The organism is Enterococcus sp. AZ103 (assembly GCF_051714685.1).
GTDB lineage: Bacteria > Bacillota > Bacilli > Lactobacillales > Enterococcaceae > Enterococcus_A > Enterococcus_A alishanensis.
In genome coordinates this window covers 2,027,916-2,048,271 of the sequence record NZ_JBIOSI010000001.1, presented here as the reverse complement: position 1 = coordinate 2,048,271, position 20,356 = coordinate 2,027,916, and the positions used below count along the sequence as shown (strand labels likewise).

Sequence of the window (20,356 nt, the reverse complement as noted above, 5' to 3'; positions counted from 1 at the left end):
AAAAAAAACAAATTTAGGTGGTTACGTCATGAACAACAGCTATACAAACAACCCGTTAATTATTGCTGGAATAATTATTTTTATCGTAGGTTTAATTACTTTTATCTTTGGAAAAAAGTTTGTTCTTTTACGTTTATATTTCGGTGATAAAAGCATGTTTTCACAATTATTTTGGGGAGTCATTTTTATGTTGATAGGTTTTGGTCTACTCTTTATTAGTGGCGTATTCTCTTAAAAAAAAGCCTTCTGGCTTTCCTACCCCACCTGGCGCCGCCGCTTCGATTCCGGTTTGGGGAATAAAAATTATTGAAAGGAGTTTTTTTATGTGAAACACATTCATTGGTTGAGAACAGCAGCATTATCTCTTTTCGCTTTTTCTCTATATACCTGTTTCATATTATATATAGAGAATTATGAATTTAAATATCTCATCATAACTTTAATCTTCTTTTCTATTGGTTTAATTCTTCTTTTTATTTTTTTCTGTTTATGGGTATATTTTTCATTTAAAGTCAAAGACTCAAAAATTAGAGAATTATCCGAAAAAAATAAATTGTCTAAAGCCAATATTAATGGTCTTAATGAATCACTAGATGAATACAGAAAAGAAAATAAAAATCTGCTTGAAGAAAACGAAAGAATTCTTCAAGATTTTGATAAGTTAAATTTTGTCTTTAAGACAATATTGATGAATTCAGATGACCAGACAATTAAAAAGGCTGAAAAAGTATATGAGTTTGAAGGTAAAATCACTAATGATACCAAGGAGGAGACCCGCAAATGAAATTGAATAATACAGAGAATGTTTTCAAAATTGCTAAAATAGTAAATGATTATACTTTTATTATAACCGGAGGTAAAGAAGAAGGCGTACAAGTAAACGAGAAATTCGAGATTCTTCAAGATGGAGAATTTGAAGTTCTTGATCCTGACACGCAAACTCCTATAGGAAGCTACACACTTAAAAAAGGATTTATTTACGCTCATACAATTTACGATCACTTTTCAATATGTCGCACAAGAACCTATGATGAAAAAAGAGAAACAGGTCTAATGGCTACAATAGGTGGTTCTGGATCAAAAATTGTTTCAGTTCATGAAAAACTTGATGTGACAAGTGAAGATATCACTGGGGGATTAACACCTGATCCCGTTAAAGTTGGAGATATTGTTAAGAAAGTCACTCCTTCGAAGAGTAAATAGAATATCTAATTTTTGTAACAGTTCCTCTTTAGTATTTGGGAAGTTTTGTAACGAATCCACATAAGCTTCCCTCTTTGAAAGTTCTTTGTTAAAAAAAATAGATAAACATGCATCAAGTGCCATAAGTTCATCATGTGAAAGAGTATTGACAAAAAATTCTGTTTTTTTGTCCATAAAAACCACCTCTAATTGGATTATTATAGTCTCATCCAATTATATCATATTTAGAGCCTTCGGGCTTTTCTTTTAGCAATAAAAACGAACGTGAGTTTGTATATTTTAAATGATTATCTATACATAGAAAGAAAGTAGGAATTAATAATGGAAGGTTCAGTCAGAAAAAGAGGCGGCAGTTGGTACTATTCTTTTGAAGGTGCCAAAATTGACGGAAAACGTCAACGTATAGAAAGGTTTGGAGGATATACAAAAGCAGACGCACAAGAAGCATTAAGAAAAGCAATTATAAGTTATGAAAATGGCGATCAAATTGATTTTTCAAATATTAGTGTCGCTGATTATTTTGATTATTGGCATAAAAACTATGTCGTAAAAAATTTAAAATTAAACACACAGAATAACTATCGAAATGTCATTAACAAATACATCAAACCTGAGATTGGTAAATACAAATTAAAAAGTATTGGACCAGCTAAACTGCAGGAGTTTGTTGACAAACTACCTAATGGCTTCGACAGACCTCTAGCAAAGCACTCAGTTGAAATAGTTATCACTGTATTAAAAGGAGCTTTTAAAAAAGCGGTCTACCCTTTCCAATTAATAAAAAACAATCCGACTGCTTACATCGAAATGCCCAAATACGATAAAAAGACAAAACAAACACGAGAAGATATGAAGATAATTACAATGGACCAATACTTTCAACTTCTCGATAATTTTCCTGAGTCCTCACCTTTTCATCTGCCACTTGTCATTGCGTTTCATACTGGTTTAAGGCGTGGTGAAGTATCAGGTCTTATGTGGCAGGATATTTCATTTACTGAGAAAACTTTATCAGTAGAAAGAAATATGCTAAATCTTGATAAAGGAGAATTCGAGTTGGGAACTCCAAAAACACAAGGTAGCTACAGAACAATCAGTATAGATGATATTTTAATTGACGAATTGAAAAAAGCTAAAAAGCATCAAATGGAATCGAAGATTCGATATGGTAGATATTATTTTGATTCAAATTTTGTGTGCACAAAAGAAAATGGTGAACCTGTCACTCCAAACTCAATTAAATACTTTTCATCCACTGTTAAACGAGATTTAGGATTTAACTTCAATTTTCATTCACTTAGACACACTCACGCAACCATGCTATTAGAAGATGGTGCCAAACCTCGTGCAGTTCAAGAACGTTTAGGTCATTCTCGAATTGCAACAACAATGGATAAATACGTCCATGTCACCAAAAAAATGAAAACTGAAACAGTTGATTTATTTGCCGAACGACTTAGAAGATCGCAGCAATAAATAAAGAATCTTCCTACCTTTCCAACTCAATGTTGGCAAATGGTAGGAAGATTATTGTAAATCGTTTCATTTTAGCGTTTATTTTCAAAAAAAACTTGCTACTTCTTAGGTTGATCCTCATCCATTTTCAAGACAGCCATGAACGCTTCCTGAGGGACTTCCACTGAACCAATTTGTTTCATTCGTTTTTTACCTTCTTTTTGTTTCTCTAATAATTTACGCTTACGAGAGACATCCCCGCCGTAACATTTTGCTAATACGTTTTTACGTAAAGCTTTGATATCTGTACGGGCAACAATTTTTGTCCCAATTGCTGCTTGGATGGGTACTTCAAATTGTTGACGAGGGATCAATGCTTTTAGTTTATCAACGATAGCTTTTCCACGTTCTTGAGCAAATTCTCGATGGACAATAAAGCTCAGGGCATCGACTTTTTCAGCATTTAATAAGATATCCATTTTTACTAAGCGGCTTTCGCGATAACCAGACATTTCGTAATCTAGTGACGCGTAACCTTTTGTGCTGGATTTTAGTTTATCAAAGAAATCAAAAACAATTTCTGATAAAGGAATGTTGTAAACCACGTTTACGCGATAATCATCTAGATAATCCATCGTAACGAATTCTCCCCGTTTTCTTTGAGAGAGGTCCATCACTGCACCAACATAATCATTTGGTACCATGATATTGGCTTTCACAAAAGGTTCTTCAACATTTTGAATTTTTGATGGGTCTGGAAATTCTGCTGGATTATCCACGACAATTTGTGTACCATCAGTTTGATTAACATGATAAATTACTGATGGTGCTGTCGTAATCAATTCTAAATTAAATTCTCGTTCTAAACGTTCTTGCACAACATCCATATGAAGTAAGCCTAAAAATCCGCAACGGAATCCAAATCCTAATGCTTGGGACGTTTCTGGTTCAAATTGTAAAGCTGCATCATTTAGTTGCAATTTTTCTAAAGCTTCTCGTAAATCATTATAACGAGAAGTATCGATTGGATATAGTCCACAATAAACCATTGGGTTCATCTTACGGTACCCAGGTAAAGCTTCTTCAGCAGGATTTTCTGCTAAAGTTACAGTGTCCCCTACCCGCGTATCTTGAACGGATTTAATTGCCGCTGTAATATAACCTACATCCCCTACCATTAAATAATCTCGTTGAACCGCTTTTGGTGAAAAGACCCCGACTTCTGTGACTTCAAAAGTTTTACCGTTACTCATTAATTGAATACGATCGCCTGGTCTAACGATACCGTCGTTGATGCGGACATTTAAAACAACACCACGATAAGAATCATAAACTGAATCAAAGATTAAAGCCTTCAACGGTGCATTTAAGTCTCCGTCTGGAGCAGGAACGATGGATACGATTTGTTCTAAAATTTCATCGATTCCAATTCCTGTTTTTGCACTGGCTAACACTGCATCTTCGGCATCAATACCAATGACATCTTCAATTTCTTTACGAACACGTTCAGGATCAGCAGCAGGTAAATCAATCTTATTAATTACTGGAACGATTTCCAAATCATTATCAAGCGCCAAATAAACATTTGCTAAAGTTTGGGCCTCAATTCCTTGAGCCGCATCTACTACTAACACCGCACCTTCACAAGCAGCTAGTGAGCGCGATACTTCATATGTAAAATCGACATGTCCCGGTGTATCAATTAAATGGAATATATAATCTTCTCCATCATTTGCAGTATAGTGCAATTCAACAGCATTCAATTTAATCGTAATGCCACGTTCTCTTTCAAGATCCATTGAATCTAATAATTGATCTTGCATTTCACGAGAGCTCACTGTATTGGTTTGCTCTAAAATTCGATCGGCCAAGGTAGATTTCCCATGGTCAATATGGGCAATGATTGAGAAATTACGTATCTTCTCTTGCCGTGCTTTCATTTCTTCTATATTCATAAATAGTTCCTCATTTCCTTTAGTCAGCAATTTCAATTATACCAACCAATACCGATAAAAAAAAGTCTTTTCCCCGAACTGCTTTAAAAAGAGAAAAATAATGCTGGTTTTGCTATACTAGTTCTGTAATAAACAATTGGAGATGAAAGAATGGACAATGATTTTAATCGAGAATTAGTTTTGAAAAAAGTTGGACAAGAACACTTAGCCCAATATGACGAATTATTGAGTTATGTTTTTCAAGTCACCGAAAGTGATATTGAAAGCAGCGGTTACGAAAATAAAAGAGAAATGGTTCGAGCAAAAAAACCAGTATTAGAGCAATCAAAAGTTTTTGGTTGGTTTAATGGTGATCAATTAATCTCACAGATTGCTATCTATCCTTGCCAAGTAAATATTCACGGCAAAGTTTTCGAAATGGGTGGTGTCACTGGCGTGGGTACTTATCCTGAATATGCCAATCATGGTTTAATGAAAGACCTAATTTCACTAGCTCTTAAAGAAATGCGAAAAGACAAACAATGGATTTCTTATTTATATCCTTATAACATCCCTTACTATCGTCGTAAAGGTTGGGAAATTATGTCTGATAAACTTTCCTTTAAAATTCGTGATACGCAATTACCTAAAACGGTTGATGTACCAGGAATTGTTGAACGAAAAGATGTCGATGATCCAGATGTTTATAAAGTTTATAATGAATTCGCATTGCAAAATCATGGCGCAATGATCCGTAAACCGTTAAACTGGGATGAATACTGGCGCTTTGAAAATCAAGAAGAACGAACAGCTGCGATTTATTATGATCAAAAGCAGCAGCCAATGGGTGTGATGTTTTATTGGATTGAAGAAGAAGTATTTCATATTAAAGAGATGTATTATTTAAATCAAGCAGCAAGAAATGGTTTGTGGAATTTTATCAGTGCGCATTTTTCAATGATTTACTGGGTGCAAGGAGATATTTTTAAAAACGAACCATTATCATTTTTATTAGACGATAGCGAAATAACCGAAACCATTGCACCTTACTTTATGGCTCGCATTGTCGATGTGAAAGAATTTTTAATGGCTTATCCGTTTTTCAAACCAGTCGCTGATTTTTATTTTGAAGTCAGTGATCCAGCAGCGGAATGGAACAATGGTATTTTTGCTTTAAGCTGGGACGAAAACGAACGATTGACTGTAACAGATCAGCCAAAAGGTCAAAAAGTTAAACTAGATATTCAGACTTTAACTTGCATGATGATGAATTATCGCAGAGCTTCTTATTTGGCACGAATCGAGCGCTTAGAAGCTGATAAAAAAGCCATCTCACTCTTAGAAACAACATTACCTGATATGGAGGCGTATTTTAGTGACTATTTCTAAACATATTTATTTTGCAGCACCAATGTTTGCCAATAGCGATTTGCGGTACAATGCTTATTTGGTGAAAAAAATTCGTCAATTAAATCACCAAGTGACAGTTTATCTTCCTCAAGAAAATGGCGATATTAATGAAAAATCCGCTTATGCTGATAGCAAGATGATTGCTCAAGCAGATGCCGATGAAGTGTTGAAAAGTGATTTATTAATTGCTATTTTGGACGGTTTAGTAATTGATCCCGGTGTAGCATCAGAGATTGGTATTGCTTTTGCGAAAGAAATTCCAGTAATTGGATTGTATTCTGATACGCGCCAACAAGGTGCGGATAACCAGAAAAAATTAGCTGCTTTACAAGAAACAGCCGAAAATCAATTTCATTATTTGAATCTTTTTACCGCTGGTTTAGTGAAATTAAATGGTCAAATAACCAATAACGAAGAAGACTTTCTTCATGGAATTCAAAAATTTTTAGAAACTGGTGAAATTAATGACTTATCGTAAAATGCAATTAGGATTAGTAGCCTTTGGAACACTCTGCTTTATTTATAATCTCTATGAATTTTTTATTAGTAAATACTCAACAAAACAAGGAATTATCTTTTTGATTGAATGTCTTGCCGGAATTGTCTTAATTTTTCTACCGGAAATCGCTAATAAATTATTGAAAATTGTTATTCCAGATAAAATTGTTTATTTCTACTGGTTTTTCTTAATAATATCAGTCTTTCTAGGAACTTCTCTCCACATGATTTCAATCATTTCTTTTTGGGATAAAATTTTACATGCCGTTAGCCCCATGGTGTTGACTGCCTTAGGGTACGGATTAATCGGTATCTTGATGAAAAATGCTAGCATTAACAAAACTTCTCCATGGCTATTTTTATTGTTTGGTTTTGCTTTTGCCGGAACTTGTGGTGTTTTTTGGGAGTTTTGGGAATTTCTCTGTGACACTGTCGCAAATATGAATTTGCAACGCTATGCGACTTCTGGAGGAACGCTTTTAGTTGGTCGGGCTGCTTTGATGGATACGATGGGAGATTTATTAACCAACACAATTGGTGCTTTGATTATGGGGATTTACGCTTGGTTTGCTAGCCGAAATAAACCAGAATATTTTGAGGGTTATCGCCTATCAATCAGAAAAAAGACGTCTAATTAGACGTCTTTTTTGGTGGATTTTGTTTCATTGTATAGCTATTTAAAGTTATTTTTAAAATACCGGTAATTTTGATCATTTTTTCTGGAATTTCATCATATTCAGCCATCGGAGCTGCGTGAGCCATCAAATCTTCCAGCGCTTGACGTTTTTCAGCTAACTCTTCGATAATTTCCACCTCACCAAAACCAATTAAACTTTGATAAGCATAAGAATAACCAGCTGCATTTCTACCAGTTGCAATCAATTCATGCTTCCCATCCATTTCAATAGCTACCTTTGGATTTTTCTTAATTAAATCAATTTTTTTCCCATCTTTAGCTCCATGAATATACAAAATAAGCTGATCTTCCTGCCATTTTTCAGCAAAATTTACTGGCACAATATAAGGATATTCTTCATCGAAAAAAGCTAATCTTGCAACTTGGGTTTCAGCGACAAATTCTTTGATCGTCTCTAAATCTGTTACTTGTCTTTTTTTCTTTTTCATAAACACACCTCTTTTTTTTATTATACTAGATGATAAAATGAAATTGAATATAAAAAAGACCACTTCATTCATTTGAAATGGTCTTCACCTTTATTTTTCTGATTCTTCTTGCTTCCGATATTTTTTCATTTTCGAACTAAACAATTCTCCATTTGAAGGTGGCGTATATGTTATGGCATTCGCCCCAGCTTCAATTGTTTTTTGAATCGTTTCTTCATCGGGGCCACCAGTGGCAATAATTGGCAAATCAGGATAATTCTCTCGGAAATATTTAACTGTTTCAACCGTATCTTTAGCCGCAGAAATATTGATAACTTTTACACCTGCTGCTAGTTTTTCGTCAATTTTTGAATGAATTGAAGTAACCGTACTGATGATTGGAATATCAATAACGTTGTTGACCTCAGCAATTGTTTCAACTGGCGTCGGTCCGTTTACAACTACTCCAAGACTACCTTGCGCTTCCGCAAACAAAGCCATATACGCTGATCTTTGCCCATGAGTTAAGCCCCCACCAATGCCAGAAAAAACTGGGATATCTGCAGCCTCAATAATACTTTTGGTGATTGCTGGATGTGGTGTAAAAGGATACACAGCGATGACCGCCTCCGCGTCTGTATTTCTGATTATGGCAATATCAGTCGTAAAAATAATTGAACGTATTCTCTTCCCAAAGAAAATAATTCCAGATGCTTCTTTGATAACTTTTGGTACCCGAACAATATCTTGTTTTAAATCTGTCATAATTTCTGGTGCGTCCATTTTCATCATTCCTTCCCAGTACTTCTCTAAATTCATTCTAATATGTTTAGTCGTACTGGTTCAACTGATAGGTCTCAATAACATTAATTACTTTTTGGGCGTAATCGGGATCAGTAGCGTAACCCGCAGTTTGTAGCGCTGTCGCCGCTTCTTGATAATTAGTAGCACTTAACACATTTTTATATAAATCACTGTTCCAATCTGTTCCATTCACAAATAATAAGGTATGATCATCCATTGATTCTTCCCAAGATTGATATACACGAAAATTCCCTTGGATGGTAATCCATTGGTCGTTGACATATTCTTGTGTTTCCAAATGGATACTTGATTGGTTACCAGATGATTTTATGCCAAATAAATTATAATATTGACTGGCTAAAGTTGACTGCCCCCAGTTTGACTCTAAAATTGCCTGTCCCAAAATAATACTTGGTAGAATACCATAACTTTGTTGTAATTGCTTTGCGTGGGGTTCCAAAGTCTGAATAAATTCATCATGACTCATATTCTCAATATTGGTTTGACTCTCATATCTATTCAGGCTTGGTAAAATATAGAAAGAAAAAACGCCGGCTAGACCAATCATCAACGCCCCCAAAACAATTAGAGGCGTTGAGATAGTTAGTTTGCGTTTTTTTAGTTTTTTTCTTGGCATAATTTCTCCTTAATTTCCGTTCAATTGATTTAGAAAGGCTTCAAAGGTCATATTACGCTCACTAATATATTCGGCTTCATTTACTCCAACATATCGAAGATGCCATGGTTCATAAGTAATACCAGTTACAGCTTCTTCTCCTTCAGGGTAGCGAATAATAAATCCATACTTGGGTGCATTTTCAGCAATCCATTGGGCGCCTGGTTGTTCACCATAAGCAGAATCTAAAACTGTTGTACTGTAATTGTTGTACCAACTTTGATCAACAACATCAATAGCTAACCCTGTGTGATGTTCACTGAATCCAGGCTCAGTAATTGTTTTTTTAGTTTCAGTATTTGCATCTTCTGCACTATACCCTTGTGCCTCGAGCGTCTGAACATTAGCATTAAAAACTTGTTCTTGTGTTGCAACTGACCGGAAGGCAGAAACAACTACCAACGGATAACCAGCTTCTGTTGCAGCATTAGAAAATTGTTCATAAGCATCAGCTACTCTACTATCTAATTGATGAGAATTATCAGATAACGTTGTTAACTGATCTTCAGCCACCTCGCTAGCAATTTTATTAGAAGGACCCACTAAGACCATATTCCAATCACTGGCTTTTAAATCAGGGAATTCCTTTTGAACCGCTGTTTTTTTTGCTTCAGAATTTTGCGTACTGGATTGTGTGCTTTCGGTTTGGTTTTCAGAAATAGCTGGGCTGGTACTGAAAAAAATTGAGTAGCCCGCCATGCCGAACATGACAATAACTGATAAAATACCTAATAATTGTTTCAACTAAAAAAATCCTCTCATGGTTGTCTACCTTATTAAGATGACGTATAAGCTTCAGTCAAGTTTTCATTGACCCAATCTAATAAGGCTGTTTGTTTTTGTGCAGTCTCAATTTGACTTTGCATATGCGCAGGCAAACGGAAACTTAAAATATCATTATATCCCCAAGTTTGATAATCAATCGATACTCTCAAATCGATAAAATCTCGTGCTGTTTGTTTTTCCCCATTTTTATGAGGAATAAGAGAGACTTCTGCCACACCACTAGCAATCCATTTCCTTGCTACAATCGTCTTCATTTCACGATATTCAGCTACGGCTGTATGGCGTTTTTCAGGAAATAAAATGGCTTGACGAATTACTTTTTGGCTCAGCATCCATTCATAATCACTAAATAAATTTTTAATTTTTTGATTGGTTTCAGCTGAAAAAGTATACTCACCTTGCTTAAAAGCTAACCAACTCGCTTCATCCGCACCCAGTATTTCCTCATAAAAAACTTTTTCGCTACGGTATTGTTCAATAATTGCATTCAACACTAAATCTAAATATACTTGATTCATTTTTTCTTTCCTCCACATCTATTTTACTGAAATTTTCAAAATTGCCTAGTCCTTTACTTAATTGATTGAAATAATTTAAGAATTATTGCTATACTTAAAAAAAGGAGTTGTTTTTATGTCAAAAATACAATGGGGCATTATCGGATTAGGCGGTATTGCTAACGATTTTGCTGAATCTTTCCATCAAGAAGATAGTCAACTAACAGCCTGTGCTTCAAGAAGCTTAGATAAAGCTGAGGCCTTTGCAAAAAAATATAATTTGTCAAAAGCATATGGCAGCTATGATGAATTATTAGCCGATCCTGATATTTCCATTATCTATGTTGCAGTACCAAATCGTCAACATCATGAACACATTTTAAAGGCTTTAAACGCCGGTAAACATGTATTAGCTGAAAAAGCTATTACGATGGATAGTGCTGAACTAAAAGAAGCGATGGTCTTAGCTGAAAAAAATCATTTAATTCTAGCTGAGGCAATGACCATCTTCAATATGCCATTATATCACGAATTACATCGCTTGATAGATACAAATAAGTTAGGAAAATTAAAAATGATTCAGGCACCTTTTGGCAGCTACAAAGAACCTGATCCAAAAAATCGTTTCTTTAACCCTGATTTAGCTGGTGGCGCCTTATTAGATATTGGCACCTATGCTGTTTCCTTTGCACGTTGGTTTATGACTGCCCAACCACAAGTGATTGCTTCAACAATGGTTCCTTTTGAAACAGGTGTTGATGAACAATCTGTGACGATTTTACAAAATAATAAAAATGAATTAGCGGCTGTTACTTTAACTTTTCAAGCTAAGATGCCCAAAAAAGGGATTGTCGCCTTTGAAAATGGTTATATTACTGTAGATGATTATCCCCGCGCAAACAAAGCCGAAATATTTTTCAATGATGGTACCCACGAATTTATCGAAGTTGGTGATAGCAATCAAGCCATGAATTATGAAATCAAGAATATGACTGACATGATAGTTAACAAAAAAACAAATCAATCACTTTTCTATACTAAAGATGTTATCGACTTATTGGATCAAATGCGCCAACATTGGGAAAATAATTAGTCTCTTAAGCTAAAACGTGAGGTCCTTCTTTGCTTATCTTACGCCCCTTACGTTTTCGCTTTTTTCTAGTAAATTGGTTAAACTATAATTATAGGAGGGAGTATTATGCAAATCGGTCGTTTTCGTTTAGGGATGCGCACAATCAAAACAGCACTAGCTGTAATGATTTGTATCGCTTTATTTGAATTTACTAATCGTGGTACCCCCTTGATTGCTGCTTTAGCCGCTGTTTTTTCATTGAGGCAAGATTTAAATACAAGTGTTTCTTTCGGACGTTCCAGAGTCTTAGGTAATTCTTTAGGTGGCTTATTAGCCCTCGTCTATTATTACATTCAGTCTTTCTTTCGAGAAAATATTTATTTTGATATCTTTCTGTTACCTCTTTTAGTCATCTTAGTAATTGTTATTTCTGATGGCTTAAATAATAATACTGGTATCATTTCTGCAATTGCCACAATGCTGTTAATTGCTTTAAGTATTCCAGAAGGAGAATCAGCCCTCTATGCGTTGAACCGCGTATTAGATACTTTCATTGGTACATTGATTGCATTGGCTTTAAATGTCACTATCTCGCCTAATCGCGATGAAAAAGAAAAAGAAATTGAAGAAGATTTACAAGTCCTCAAACAAAAAGAAGCTGATTTAACTAAAATGCTAACAGAAGTCCAAAAAAAAATAAAAGAGACAGAACCTAAAAAATAAATTTTTTGGTTCTGTCTTTTTTTTTAATCGCTGGCTTTTAAGGCTTCTATCATATCAATTTTTTTAAGTTTGAAATACATGATTACACCGACTATTATCGCAAATAATAAAGTGATCCCGCTGGCATACAGATAGCTTAACGGTTGAATGATAGGTGAAAACATCGTTATATCTACTTCGACTGTCTGTAAAATATAATGATGTTCAATTTTTCCTAACAGTAAGCCAAAAAGAATTCCCATCAGCGTTAACAAAATATTTTCCCGATAAACATAAGCAACTACTTCCATATCATAAAATCCCAAAACTTTAATCGTCGATAATTCTCGTATTCGTTCGGAAATATTAATATTGGTTAAATTATATAAAACAATGAAAGCCAATAATCCAGCAGAGACAATCAATACCCACATGATAATATTCAAACTATTCACAGTATCTCGCAAAGCATTTTGAGAACGAGAAGTGAAAGTAACATTTACCACACCGTTTTTACCCATTAATTTCTGACCAAAGCTATCTTCTTTTTTATGACTGACATCCTTTTTGAAATTAACCAAATCGGTATTATATTTCGGTTTTTCATCAAAAATTTTCTGATAATATGTTGGTGTTAGATAAATAAAATGTCCGACATAATTTTCAGTGATATTAGCAATTTTCACCTTAAATTCTTTTCCATCCGTATTTTTTACTGTAAGTTTATTACCCACTTTGAGATCAAAAAGTTTTGCTAATTTCTCATTGATAATTGCTCCTTGATTGTTTAATTGATACTGAGTGTCAGTGGTTCGATCATTAAATTCAATAAAGTCATCCACTCTTTTTACTTCTTTTGGTACTCGTAAATTTACATCTTGCGTGTTTACACCCGATTTACTAACCGTATAAGTCTCACTATCTAACAATAAGTGGTTTTCATAATTTTTATCGGATTCCAATTCTTTCAGATAATCAGTCAATTGGTTATCCGAAATATCATCATCAAAAGTAACCATTGCCTGATAATGCCATAGTTTATCAAATTGGATGTTGACAATATCACCAATCGAATCCCGTAAGCCAAAGCCGGTCACTACCATTGACATACATCCGGCAATTCCAATAACCGTCATCAGCATGCGCTGTTTATATCTGAATAAATTTCTCAACGTGACTTTTTGAATAAATGACAGTCGTGACCAAATCGGCGTGATTCGTTCTAATAAAATTCTTTTCCCGCTTTTTGGTGCTTTTGGTTGCATCAAACTGGCAGGGGTACTTTTTAGATCGTAACGTAAAACAAAAAGCGTTGATCCTACCGAACATAACAGCGCTACAATTAAAGCAATTAATCCGTAACTTAGATACCATGGCGTTACCATATTGGTTAAATTATAAAGTTGTCCATAGGCATTAAAAATAATTGTTGGTAAGAAATAAAAACCAACTGCCAAACCTAGAACTGTTCCAATTCCACTAGCTAGACTAGCATATAAAATATATTTTTGCGCAATCTCGCGGTTACGAAAACCTAACGCTTTTAATGTACCCAATTCACTTCTTTTTTCCTCGACCATTCGAGTCATTGTCGTCAGACTTACTAGAGCAGCAATTAAAAAGAAAATAATCGGAAACACGGTCGCTAATGATGAGATACGGTTGGCATTATCTTGGTATTCACTATAACCAGGATTATCATTTCGATCTTGATAAACATAATCAATAGTATCTAAATTAGTAATAGCAGTTTCTTCCTCAATGATTTGGGCAGTTATTTCTGCCATTGTCTGCTGAGAACCAGAAAAAGATTTTTGTGCATCATTTAATTCTGCTTCAGCCGTTTGTTGACTTTCGGCTAAATCGGCCTTACCTTTTTCTAATTGTTGCGTCCCAGTCACTAAAGATTCTTTTAATTGCTCAATTTCTTTTCTAGTTTGTTCTTGTTGCAAGGTCGACATGCCTTTTTGATCAATGATTGCTTGCGCTTGACTCAACTGATCACTTAAAGCACTTTGCTGTGGATTCAATTGAACAGTTTGCTGATTAATTTCAGACAGGCGTTCATTTTGGCTATTCAATAAGCTTTGTAGGTTCCCTTGTGATGGCTCTTTTAAAGTGTTTATGATAGCTTCTTTCTGATTGTTAGATAAAGCCTCTGCTAATTGATTTAATTGATTCAGATGGCTATTATCTCCTTGTAGTGCCTGATTAATGATACTATTTGATTCAGTAAGCAACAATTTTTCTCGATTTAATTCCGATAATTGTTGGGTAACTTGATTCAGCTGATCATTAACAGTAGAAACCGTTTGGCGGGCCTCATCTTTTTGTTGATTTAAAGTTTCGACAGTTTGTAATTCTTGTTCTTTTGCGGTTATTTGTGCTTGGATTTGTGCTAGTAAAGTTTCTCTTTCAGTAATTTGAGCGGTACCTTCCGCCGTTTTTTGCTGGTATTCTGATTGTCCAGCAGACAAACTAGCTTGAGCTTGATCCATTTGGCCTTGATCATTTGGTGAGGCAATTTGTTCTTTCATTTTGTCTAATTGATTTTGTCGTGCTTCTTTAACCGCAGTGATTCTTTTGTCTGATTCTACTTTAAAATCTTTCTTTAATTTCTTAAGATTTTTTTCTAAACGATCATCATACGTCTTTGAATAGGCAGAAACGTTTTCTAAATTTTTAAAACGAACTAGTAATTCAGTATAGACTGACTGATTAAAATTTTTTTCTTTAGTATAGCCAAAGTAATCTACAGAACCTTTACCAACATTGGTATTGCCACGAGAAATATTTTCAATATATTGGGCACTTTTTACAAAACCGACAACTTTAAACTTATTTCGAGTCATTTGTTGATTGGTTTGATTAATAGTTACCTGATCACCAATTCTGTACCCATGACGATTTTTAGCCACTTCATCTAAAACTATTTGATTATCTTTAATAGGAAGTTTTCCTTCAAGTAAGGTCAGTTGATTGATTTTATCTTGCTTTTGATAACTATACAGTCGCAACACTTGATTTTCCTTTTCAACCGAAAAATCTTGAAAATAGCGACCTTCCACTGCTGCAATATTTTTATTTTTTTTAGTTAGTGCTACATCTGTTTTGGTTAGTCCTGTAGAAGATAAAACAGTAGCATCAGCTAACTGACTTTTTTTATAATATTGATTGGCTGTTTCCAACATGTCTGGACCAGTGGCTGATAAACCAACAAAAAAAGCGACCCCTAAAAAAATAATCCCTAAAATAGATAGAAACCTTGTTTTCGTTTGCCAAATTTCTCGTAAATTTGATTTCCCTAATGCACTCTTCATTTTGAACCTCCTACCATTGAATTTCTTCAATTGATTGAGGATTTTCGTTTAGTTCAACACTACGAACTTTTGCATCATTAATCCGAATAACCCGATCTGCCATCGGTGCTACCGCTGAATTATGGGTAATTATGACTACTGTCGTTCCTAATTCCTTCGAAGTATCTTGCAAAATTTTTAAAATTTGCTTTCCCGTTTCATAATCTAAGGCCCCGGTTGGTTCATCACATAGCAATAATTTAGGTTTTTTAGCTAGGGCACGAGCAATCGTCACCCGTTGTTGCTCTCCACCAGATAGTTGAGCAGGAAAATTATCCAAACGACCAGACAATCCCACTGAAGACAAAACTTCAGCCGCATCGATTGCGTCAGGAACAATCTGAGCAGCCAGTTCAACATTTTCTTTAGCCGTCAAATTTGGAACTAAATTATAAAATTGGAAAACAAAACCGACATCATTACGTCGATAAGTTGTTAATTGTTGATTATTAAAAGTAGCGATATCTGTACCATCAATAATTACTTGGCCCTCATCACAAGTATCCATACCACCTAAAATGTTTAAGACAGTTGATTTCCCAGCACCACTTGGGCCAAGAATAACTGCTACTTCCCCTTGTTCAATCGAAAAATTTATTTTATCATTGGCAGAAATAATCGTTTCTCCCATTTTATAATGTTTACTTTCATCAATCACATCTATATAAGCCATAACTTTCCCCTCCTTTTGATAGTTTAACATAAAAAAAACCTAACCAAAATTGGCTAGGTTTTAAAATTTCTATACATGATAACGTTCTACACCATCTAAATAAGTTGCAACTAAATCCATCGTAGGTTCCAAAACGATAAAATCAGCTGCACGTCCCTTTTTAATCATACCGCATTGGTCGTCAATTTTACAGCTAACAGCAGGTACATAACTAGCCATCATAACTGCTTCTTCTGGCGTCGCAATATTCCATTCGACTACATTTTTAATTGCTTCTTTTAATTTTAAAATGCTACCAGCTAGATTGCCAGAGTCTAAACGCGCTGTCCCATCTTTAACCACTACAGGAAACTCACCTAAATTATAATTACCATCTGGCATACCGCCAGCCATCATACAATCAGTGATTAAAGCTACATGGTCATGACCCACTTTTTCCATCAATAAATCTGCTGCTTGCGGATGGACGTGGTGACCATCACAAATCAATTCAGAAAAAACATGCTCCAAAGTCATTAAAGCACCAACCATTCCTGGTTCACGATGATCTAAACCACGCATACCGTTATATGCATGAACAAAAACACTTGCTCCAGCTTCCACGGCTTCTTGTGCTTGTTCTAAAGTGGCATTGGAATGACCTAAAGAAACGACTACTCCTTCATCAGTTACAGCCGAAACAAATTCTTTCACACCTTTACGCTCAGGAGCCAAAGCAATTTTTTTAATTAATCCACCTGAAGCCTCTTGCCATTCATTAAATGTTTGCAAATCTGGATCCCCAAAATAGCTGGGATTTTGTGCACCTTTATGTTCTTCCGTAAAAAATGGTCCTTCGAAGTAAATTCCTTGAATTTTTGCTCCAGGCACATCTTCGTGAACTTTACCAATCGTTTCTGCTACATCTTTTAAACGTTCTTTAGTTGAAGTTAACGTCGTTGGCAAGAAACTTGTTACGCCACAAGAAAGTAATGCTTCCGACATGATTTTTAAACCGTCCGCATCATTATCCATAACATCATGATTTAAATAACCATGAATATGGGTATCTACTAAACCTGGTGCAATCCATTTGCCTGATTGGTCAATTACTTTTGCATCTTTTTCTGGTAATTCTTGACTAAAGTTACCAAAAAAGCCATCAGTAATTTCTAAATAACCTGCTGGTTTCACTCCAGAATTTAAAAAGAATTTGTCAGCATAAATATATGTTTTCATCTTCAAACTTCCTCTCTTTTCAATAAAAATACTCCAGCCGAAAAAAAAAGTCAAGAATGGTCTACACCATTCTTGGAATTAATTCATATTTGCCAAAATCTTTTTAAAATATTCACTCTCTTTAGTTAAACCACGGGTATCCAATATTTTTATTTTTAAGGTCAACATTTCAGACAACTGATAATAGCTGTGTTGATTTTTACTCCAGGTTAAGCCTGCATCAATTACCTTTTCGGCTTTATCAAGATTTTCTTTATCAAACAGAAAGTTTCCATAATTAGTAAAAATATTGACTAACTCAAGTCGCTCTGAATAATCTGCCATCATTGTTTTATATAATTGAAAACTTTCGCTATATAAACGTTCCGCTTCACTAAAGTTTCCAAGAATTTGTTGCATCTTACCAGCAAAGCATAATAACAATATTTTTTGATCAAAATAGCCTTGTGATTTATGGGTAAAAAAAACTGACAAACCTTGCTTGATTTTTTCTAACGCTTTTTTTGGATCATTATCAATATAATAACTGCAAATACCCTTAAAATAATATAGTAACTGTAAATCCTTATCTAAATAAATCGTCTTTCTAGCCTCTAAAAAAGCTAAAATACCTTCGATTTCTAAATAGCCTTGTTGCCTTAAATACATAAACATTTTATTAAAGTATTTGCGTAACAGTAATTCTTCAGGCAATAAGTCACCAATTAATTGATTCACACTGATACCCAAACGTTGACTTAATTGAGAAATAACTAAAATATTAGGAATTTCTTCATCATTTTCGATGCGGCTTAAAACGCTTTGCGAGCAGATATCCTGTGACAACTCTTTTTGAGTAAAACCACGCTCTTTACGGAATTCCTTTAATGCTTCACCAATCGTTACCATGATTTCCTCCAAATATGCAAATTCGCATTTTCTTTATTTTATCCTAAAGAAATGATAGTGACAAGAATCCTTTGATTTAACTTATTGTAATCGGTTCAATTATTTTGTCCCTCCCAGCACTCGTGCTATACTTTTTCAGATAGATTTCGAATTTTTGTAACAATTAAATAAAATTCACTATAAACGAGAAGGAAAGTGAAAAAATGACCCTAACAATCAATCAAATTTTGAAATTAACTGGAGAAAAAGAGTTTATTTGGCAACCATTAAAGAGTTGGTCTGTTCCTTTATCTGAGGATTTTCACTTTGTACAAGACGGAAATTTTGATTTAAGTAATTCTTTTTTTGCTCAATACCAAGAAAAAACTTACTTAATGCCTGGCTATGTTGTCTTTATTCCCGATCGTGACTCGTTTGTAATCCAGTATTCCTTAGAAGAATTTTCAGACCAAAAATTAACTCCAATTGAAAGTAGCCAGCGAAAACTATTTGAGTTAAAAGCACTGATTGAGTATTTAGATTCCACTACAACACAAGATTTCTTTACTTGGTAAAACTAGTAGTGATCATCTACTAGCTTTTTTATTATAAATTAGTTCTCGATGTGTTTATTTTCTTCTTTAAGTGAATTGTTGGTAATAGTATAATAACTTATAAAGGTTGGTATCATAATAAATTTTTATAAGGAGTTTAATGATGGGGAAAAGATATGTTGTTACCGAAGAATCTGGTTGTGGTTGTTGGAGTGTTATTGGCTTTCTATTTTTATGCTCAATCTTCATTACGATTGCACCTTACTTGTTATTTATTTTAATCATTGCAGTCATCATTGGACTAATTATCTATATTCCAAAGATGAGGCAAAGAAAACAGCATGCCGCAGAAGAAGCTGAGCTTGCTGAACGTGAAAGACAATTAGAATTACGAGCAAAAAGAATCGCGCTTGAAAAAAGAGAGCGTGAATTGAATGATCATAAGGGAATTGATAATGATGGCTGGGATGATTTTTAAATATTAAAGCAGTACTTTAAAAATCTTTCCGCAGATTTTCCATGAAAAGAATAAAAAAACACATTAGCAACATTGCTTTAACAATGTTACTAATGTGTTTTTTAGTGCGGCGAATGAGACTCGAACTCACACGGGCCAAAGCCCACAAGATCCTTAGTCTTGCTTGTCTACCAATTCCAACACCACCGCATTATTTTATACTATAGTTGTATCATAGACATAAATAATATTACCATTCAAATCAGCAATGCCCCGGAAAAATTTCCGATCTTCTTGTTGCTGCCAAGCTTCACGAAACATAAAAAAGTCGTCATGATTCACTTCTAATTGGGCAATTTCACCTGATCGCAGTTGTTTGATTTTTTCTTCAAATGGATTTTGCATCTTATCACCTCAAAAAAGAGCGGCGATTTCCCGCTCTTATTCTTTAAAATATTTTGTATTTTCAACTGCATCACTATCTTCTTGTAAAATACCTCGCAATGAACGATCTAAGCGGCCACCTTTTCGGATTTGATTCTTTTTGATCGAAGGTTGGTTAGGAACTTCTCGATCTTCTGCTAATAAAATATAGTTTTCTGGATCCTTTAACATACTATTTAACAGTTCTCTCTGAGAAATTTTATCTTCAGGCTCATCTGGAATCAAAGAAGCTGGAACATAAGTTGGCTCAAATTGCGCTAGATTTTTTTGCTCTGGTTTGAAGCGTAGTTTATGGTCATTCTTCTCTGGTACCTCTTCAAAAAGTGAACGAGGTTTTTTCAGATCGCTTCCAATAGGACCATAGTCTGGTAAATTTTGACGATGTTTTGCCAATTCTCTTTTTGGTTTATCATCAGTGTGAACGGGACGTCTTTTGGTTGGTCGGCTAATTTCTCTTTCAAATACTGTTTTCTCGTCTAAACGAAAATCAGTAATTAAATTAATTCCACCTTCAAATTTATCCTTTGTGCTTTCACTATGCAATTTTACACCTAATTCATCGTCGTAAGCAGGAAAACGTGCTCGTTTTCCGTCAAATGATTGATCACTCATAGCCATTCATCCTATCTTATTTTGTACTTAA

The 20,356-nt window shown here is 34.6% G+C and carries 23 protein-coding genes and 1 tRNA gene; 11 read left to right on the top strand and 13 right to left on the bottom strand.

Features of this window, described 5'->3' with window-relative positions; translation table 11 throughout:
* The first annotated feature begins 28 nt into the window (after positions 1–28).
* The 4 genes from ID741_RS10255 (at position 29) to ID741_RS10240 (ending at position 2,679) form a co-directional block, all read left to right on the top strand.
* Entirely contained in the window at positions 29–235 is a 207-nt protein-coding gene (locus ID741_RS10255) for a hypothetical protein (protein ID WP_438719888.1), read from the top strand.
* 90 nt (positions 236–325) lie between these two features.
* The gene (locus ID741_RS10250) at positions 326–784 is read left to right on the top strand and encodes a hypothetical protein (protein ID WP_438719887.1); all 459 of its coding nucleotides are present in this window, start codon (positions 326–328) and stop codon (positions 782–784) included.
* Complete coding sequence (locus ID741_RS10245) at positions 781–1,203, top strand: hypothetical protein (RefSeq protein WP_438719886.1); 423 nt, start codon at positions 781–783, stop codon at positions 1,201–1,203. Before ID741_RS10250 ends, ID741_RS10245 begins: the two co-directional genes overlap by 4 nt.
* Before the next feature lie 321 nt (positions 1,204–1,524).
* Entirely contained in the window at positions 1,525–2,679 is a 1,155-nt protein-coding gene (locus ID741_RS10240; protein ID WP_438719885.1) for a tyrosine-type recombinase/integrase, read from the top strand.
* Positions 2,680–2,777: 98 nt separating this feature from the next.
* On the opposite strand, the gene lepA is transcribed toward ID741_RS10240, so the two are convergent.
* Complete coding sequence (lepA, locus tag ID741_RS10235) at positions 2,778–4,613, bottom strand: translation elongation factor 4 (protein ID WP_438719884.1); 1,836 nt, start codon at positions 4,611–4,613, stop codon at positions 2,778–2,780.
* A gap of 150 nt (positions 4,614–4,763) precedes the next feature.
* Between lepA and ID741_RS10230 the strand changes: the two genes are divergently transcribed.
* Genes ID741_RS10230 through ID741_RS10220 form a run of 3 tightly spaced genes read left to right on the top strand, consistent with a single transcriptional unit; the run spans position 4,764 to position 7,138 of the window.
* A complete protein-coding gene (locus tag ID741_RS10230; RefSeq protein WP_218325146.1) occupies positions 4,764–5,981 on the top strand; it encodes a GNAT family N-acetyltransferase in 1,218 nt (405 codons plus the stop codon).
* A gap of 22 nt (positions 5,982–6,003) precedes the next feature.
* Positions 6,004–6,480, top strand: coding sequence for a nucleoside 2-deoxyribosyltransferase (locus ID741_RS10225; protein ID WP_246601422.1), 477 nt, complete (start codon positions 6,004–6,006; stop codon positions 6,478–6,480).
* Entirely contained in the window at positions 6,467–7,138 is a 672-nt protein-coding gene (locus ID741_RS10220; RefSeq protein WP_218325144.1) for a hypothetical protein, read from the top strand. Before ID741_RS10225 ends, ID741_RS10220 begins: the two co-directional genes overlap by 14 nt.
* Here the strand turns inward: ID741_RS10220 and ID741_RS10215 are convergent.
* The 5 genes from ID741_RS10215 to ID741_RS10195 form a co-directional block, all read right to left on the bottom strand.
* Positions 7,131–7,625, bottom strand: coding sequence for a pyridoxamine 5'-phosphate oxidase family protein (locus tag ID741_RS10215; protein ID WP_218325143.1), 495 nt, complete (start codon positions 7,623–7,625; stop codon positions 7,131–7,133). The two genes, ID741_RS10220 and ID741_RS10215, sit on opposite strands and share 8 nt — an antisense overlap.
* Positions 7,626–7,715: 90 nt before the next feature.
* The gene (locus ID741_RS10210; RefSeq protein ID WP_218325142.1) at positions 7,716–8,396 is read right to left on the bottom strand and encodes a hydrolase; all 681 of its coding nucleotides are present in this window, start codon (positions 8,394–8,396) and stop codon (positions 7,716–7,718) included.
* A gap of 37 nt (positions 8,397–8,433) precedes the next feature.
* The gene (locus ID741_RS10205; RefSeq protein ID WP_218325141.1) at positions 8,434–9,045 is read right to left on the bottom strand and encodes a glycoside hydrolase family 73 protein; all 612 of its coding nucleotides are present in this window, start codon (positions 9,043–9,045) and stop codon (positions 8,434–8,436) included.
* 9 nt (positions 9,046–9,054) lie between these two features.
* The gene (locus ID741_RS10200; RefSeq protein ID WP_218325140.1) at positions 9,055–9,828 is read right to left on the bottom strand and encodes a M15 family metallopeptidase; all 774 of its coding nucleotides are present in this window, start codon (positions 9,826–9,828) and stop codon (positions 9,055–9,057) included.
* A 32-nt stretch (positions 9,829–9,860) separates the two neighbouring features.
* Entirely contained in the window at positions 9,861–10,388 is a 528-nt protein-coding gene (locus ID741_RS10195; protein WP_218325139.1) for a hypothetical protein, read from the bottom strand.
* Positions 10,389–10,503: 115 nt separating this feature from the next.
* Between ID741_RS10195 and ID741_RS10190 the strand changes: the two genes are divergently transcribed.
* The gene (locus tag ID741_RS10190; protein WP_218325138.1) at positions 10,504–11,460 is read left to right on the top strand and encodes a Gfo/Idh/MocA family protein; all 957 of its coding nucleotides are present in this window, start codon (positions 10,504–10,506) and stop codon (positions 11,458–11,460) included.
* A 105-nt stretch (positions 11,461–11,565) separates the two neighbouring features.
* Entirely contained in the window at positions 11,566–12,162 is a 597-nt protein-coding gene (locus tag ID741_RS10185; RefSeq protein ID WP_218325137.1) for an FUSC family protein, read from the top strand.
* Between the two features lie 23 nt (positions 12,163–12,185).
* Here the strand turns inward: ID741_RS10185 and ID741_RS10180 are convergent, their stop codons facing one another.
* The 4 genes from ID741_RS10180 to ID741_RS10165 form a co-directional block, all read right to left on the bottom strand.
* Positions 12,186–15,461, bottom strand: a complete 3,276-nt coding sequence (locus ID741_RS10180) for an FtsX-like permease family protein (protein WP_438719882.1) — start codon at positions 15,459–15,461, stop codon at positions 12,186–12,188.
* Positions 15,462–15,471: 10 nt separating this feature from the next.
* Positions 15,472–16,173, bottom strand: a complete 702-nt coding sequence (locus tag ID741_RS10175; RefSeq protein ID WP_218325135.1) for an ABC transporter ATP-binding protein — start codon at positions 16,171–16,173, stop codon at positions 15,472–15,474.
* A 69-nt stretch (positions 16,174–16,242) separates the two neighbouring features.
* Positions 16,243–17,391, bottom strand: a complete 1,149-nt coding sequence (nagA, locus tag ID741_RS10170; protein WP_218325134.1) for an N-acetylglucosamine-6-phosphate deacetylase — start codon at positions 17,389–17,391, stop codon at positions 16,243–16,245.
* A gap of 78 nt (positions 17,392–17,469) precedes the next feature.
* The gene (locus tag ID741_RS10165; RefSeq protein WP_438719881.1) at positions 17,470–18,279 is read right to left on the bottom strand and encodes a helix-turn-helix domain-containing protein; all 810 of its coding nucleotides are present in this window, start codon (positions 18,277–18,279) and stop codon (positions 17,470–17,472) included.
* A 203-nt stretch (positions 18,280–18,482) separates the two neighbouring features.
* Here ID741_RS10165 and ID741_RS10160 point away from each other — a divergent pair, with 203 nt between their 5' ends.
* Complete coding sequence (locus ID741_RS10160) at positions 18,483–18,833, top strand: hypothetical protein (RefSeq protein ID WP_438719880.1); 351 nt, start codon at positions 18,483–18,485, stop codon at positions 18,831–18,833.
* 142 nt (positions 18,834–18,975) lie between these two features.
* Complete coding sequence (locus ID741_RS10155; RefSeq protein ID WP_438719879.1) at positions 18,976–19,290, top strand: hypothetical protein; 315 nt, start codon at positions 18,976–18,978, stop codon at positions 19,288–19,290.
* 105 nt (positions 19,291–19,395) lie between these two features.
* On the opposite strand, the gene ID741_RS10150 is transcribed toward ID741_RS10155, so the two are convergent.
* From ID741_RS10150 to ID741_RS10140, 3 genes are all read right to left on the bottom strand, one after another.
* A tRNA-Leu gene (locus ID741_RS10150) sits at positions 19,396–19,479 on the bottom strand.
* A gap of 6 nt (positions 19,480–19,485) precedes the next feature.
* Positions 19,486–19,674, bottom strand: a complete 189-nt coding sequence (locus ID741_RS10145; RefSeq protein WP_438719878.1) for a hypothetical protein — start codon at positions 19,672–19,674, stop codon at positions 19,486–19,488.
* Positions 19,675–19,710: 36 nt separating this feature from the next.
* Complete coding sequence (locus ID741_RS10140; RefSeq protein ID WP_218325129.1) at positions 19,711–20,325, bottom strand: hypothetical protein; 615 nt, start codon at positions 20,323–20,325, stop codon at positions 19,711–19,713.
* Between the last annotated feature and the right edge of the window lie 31 nt (positions 20,326–20,356).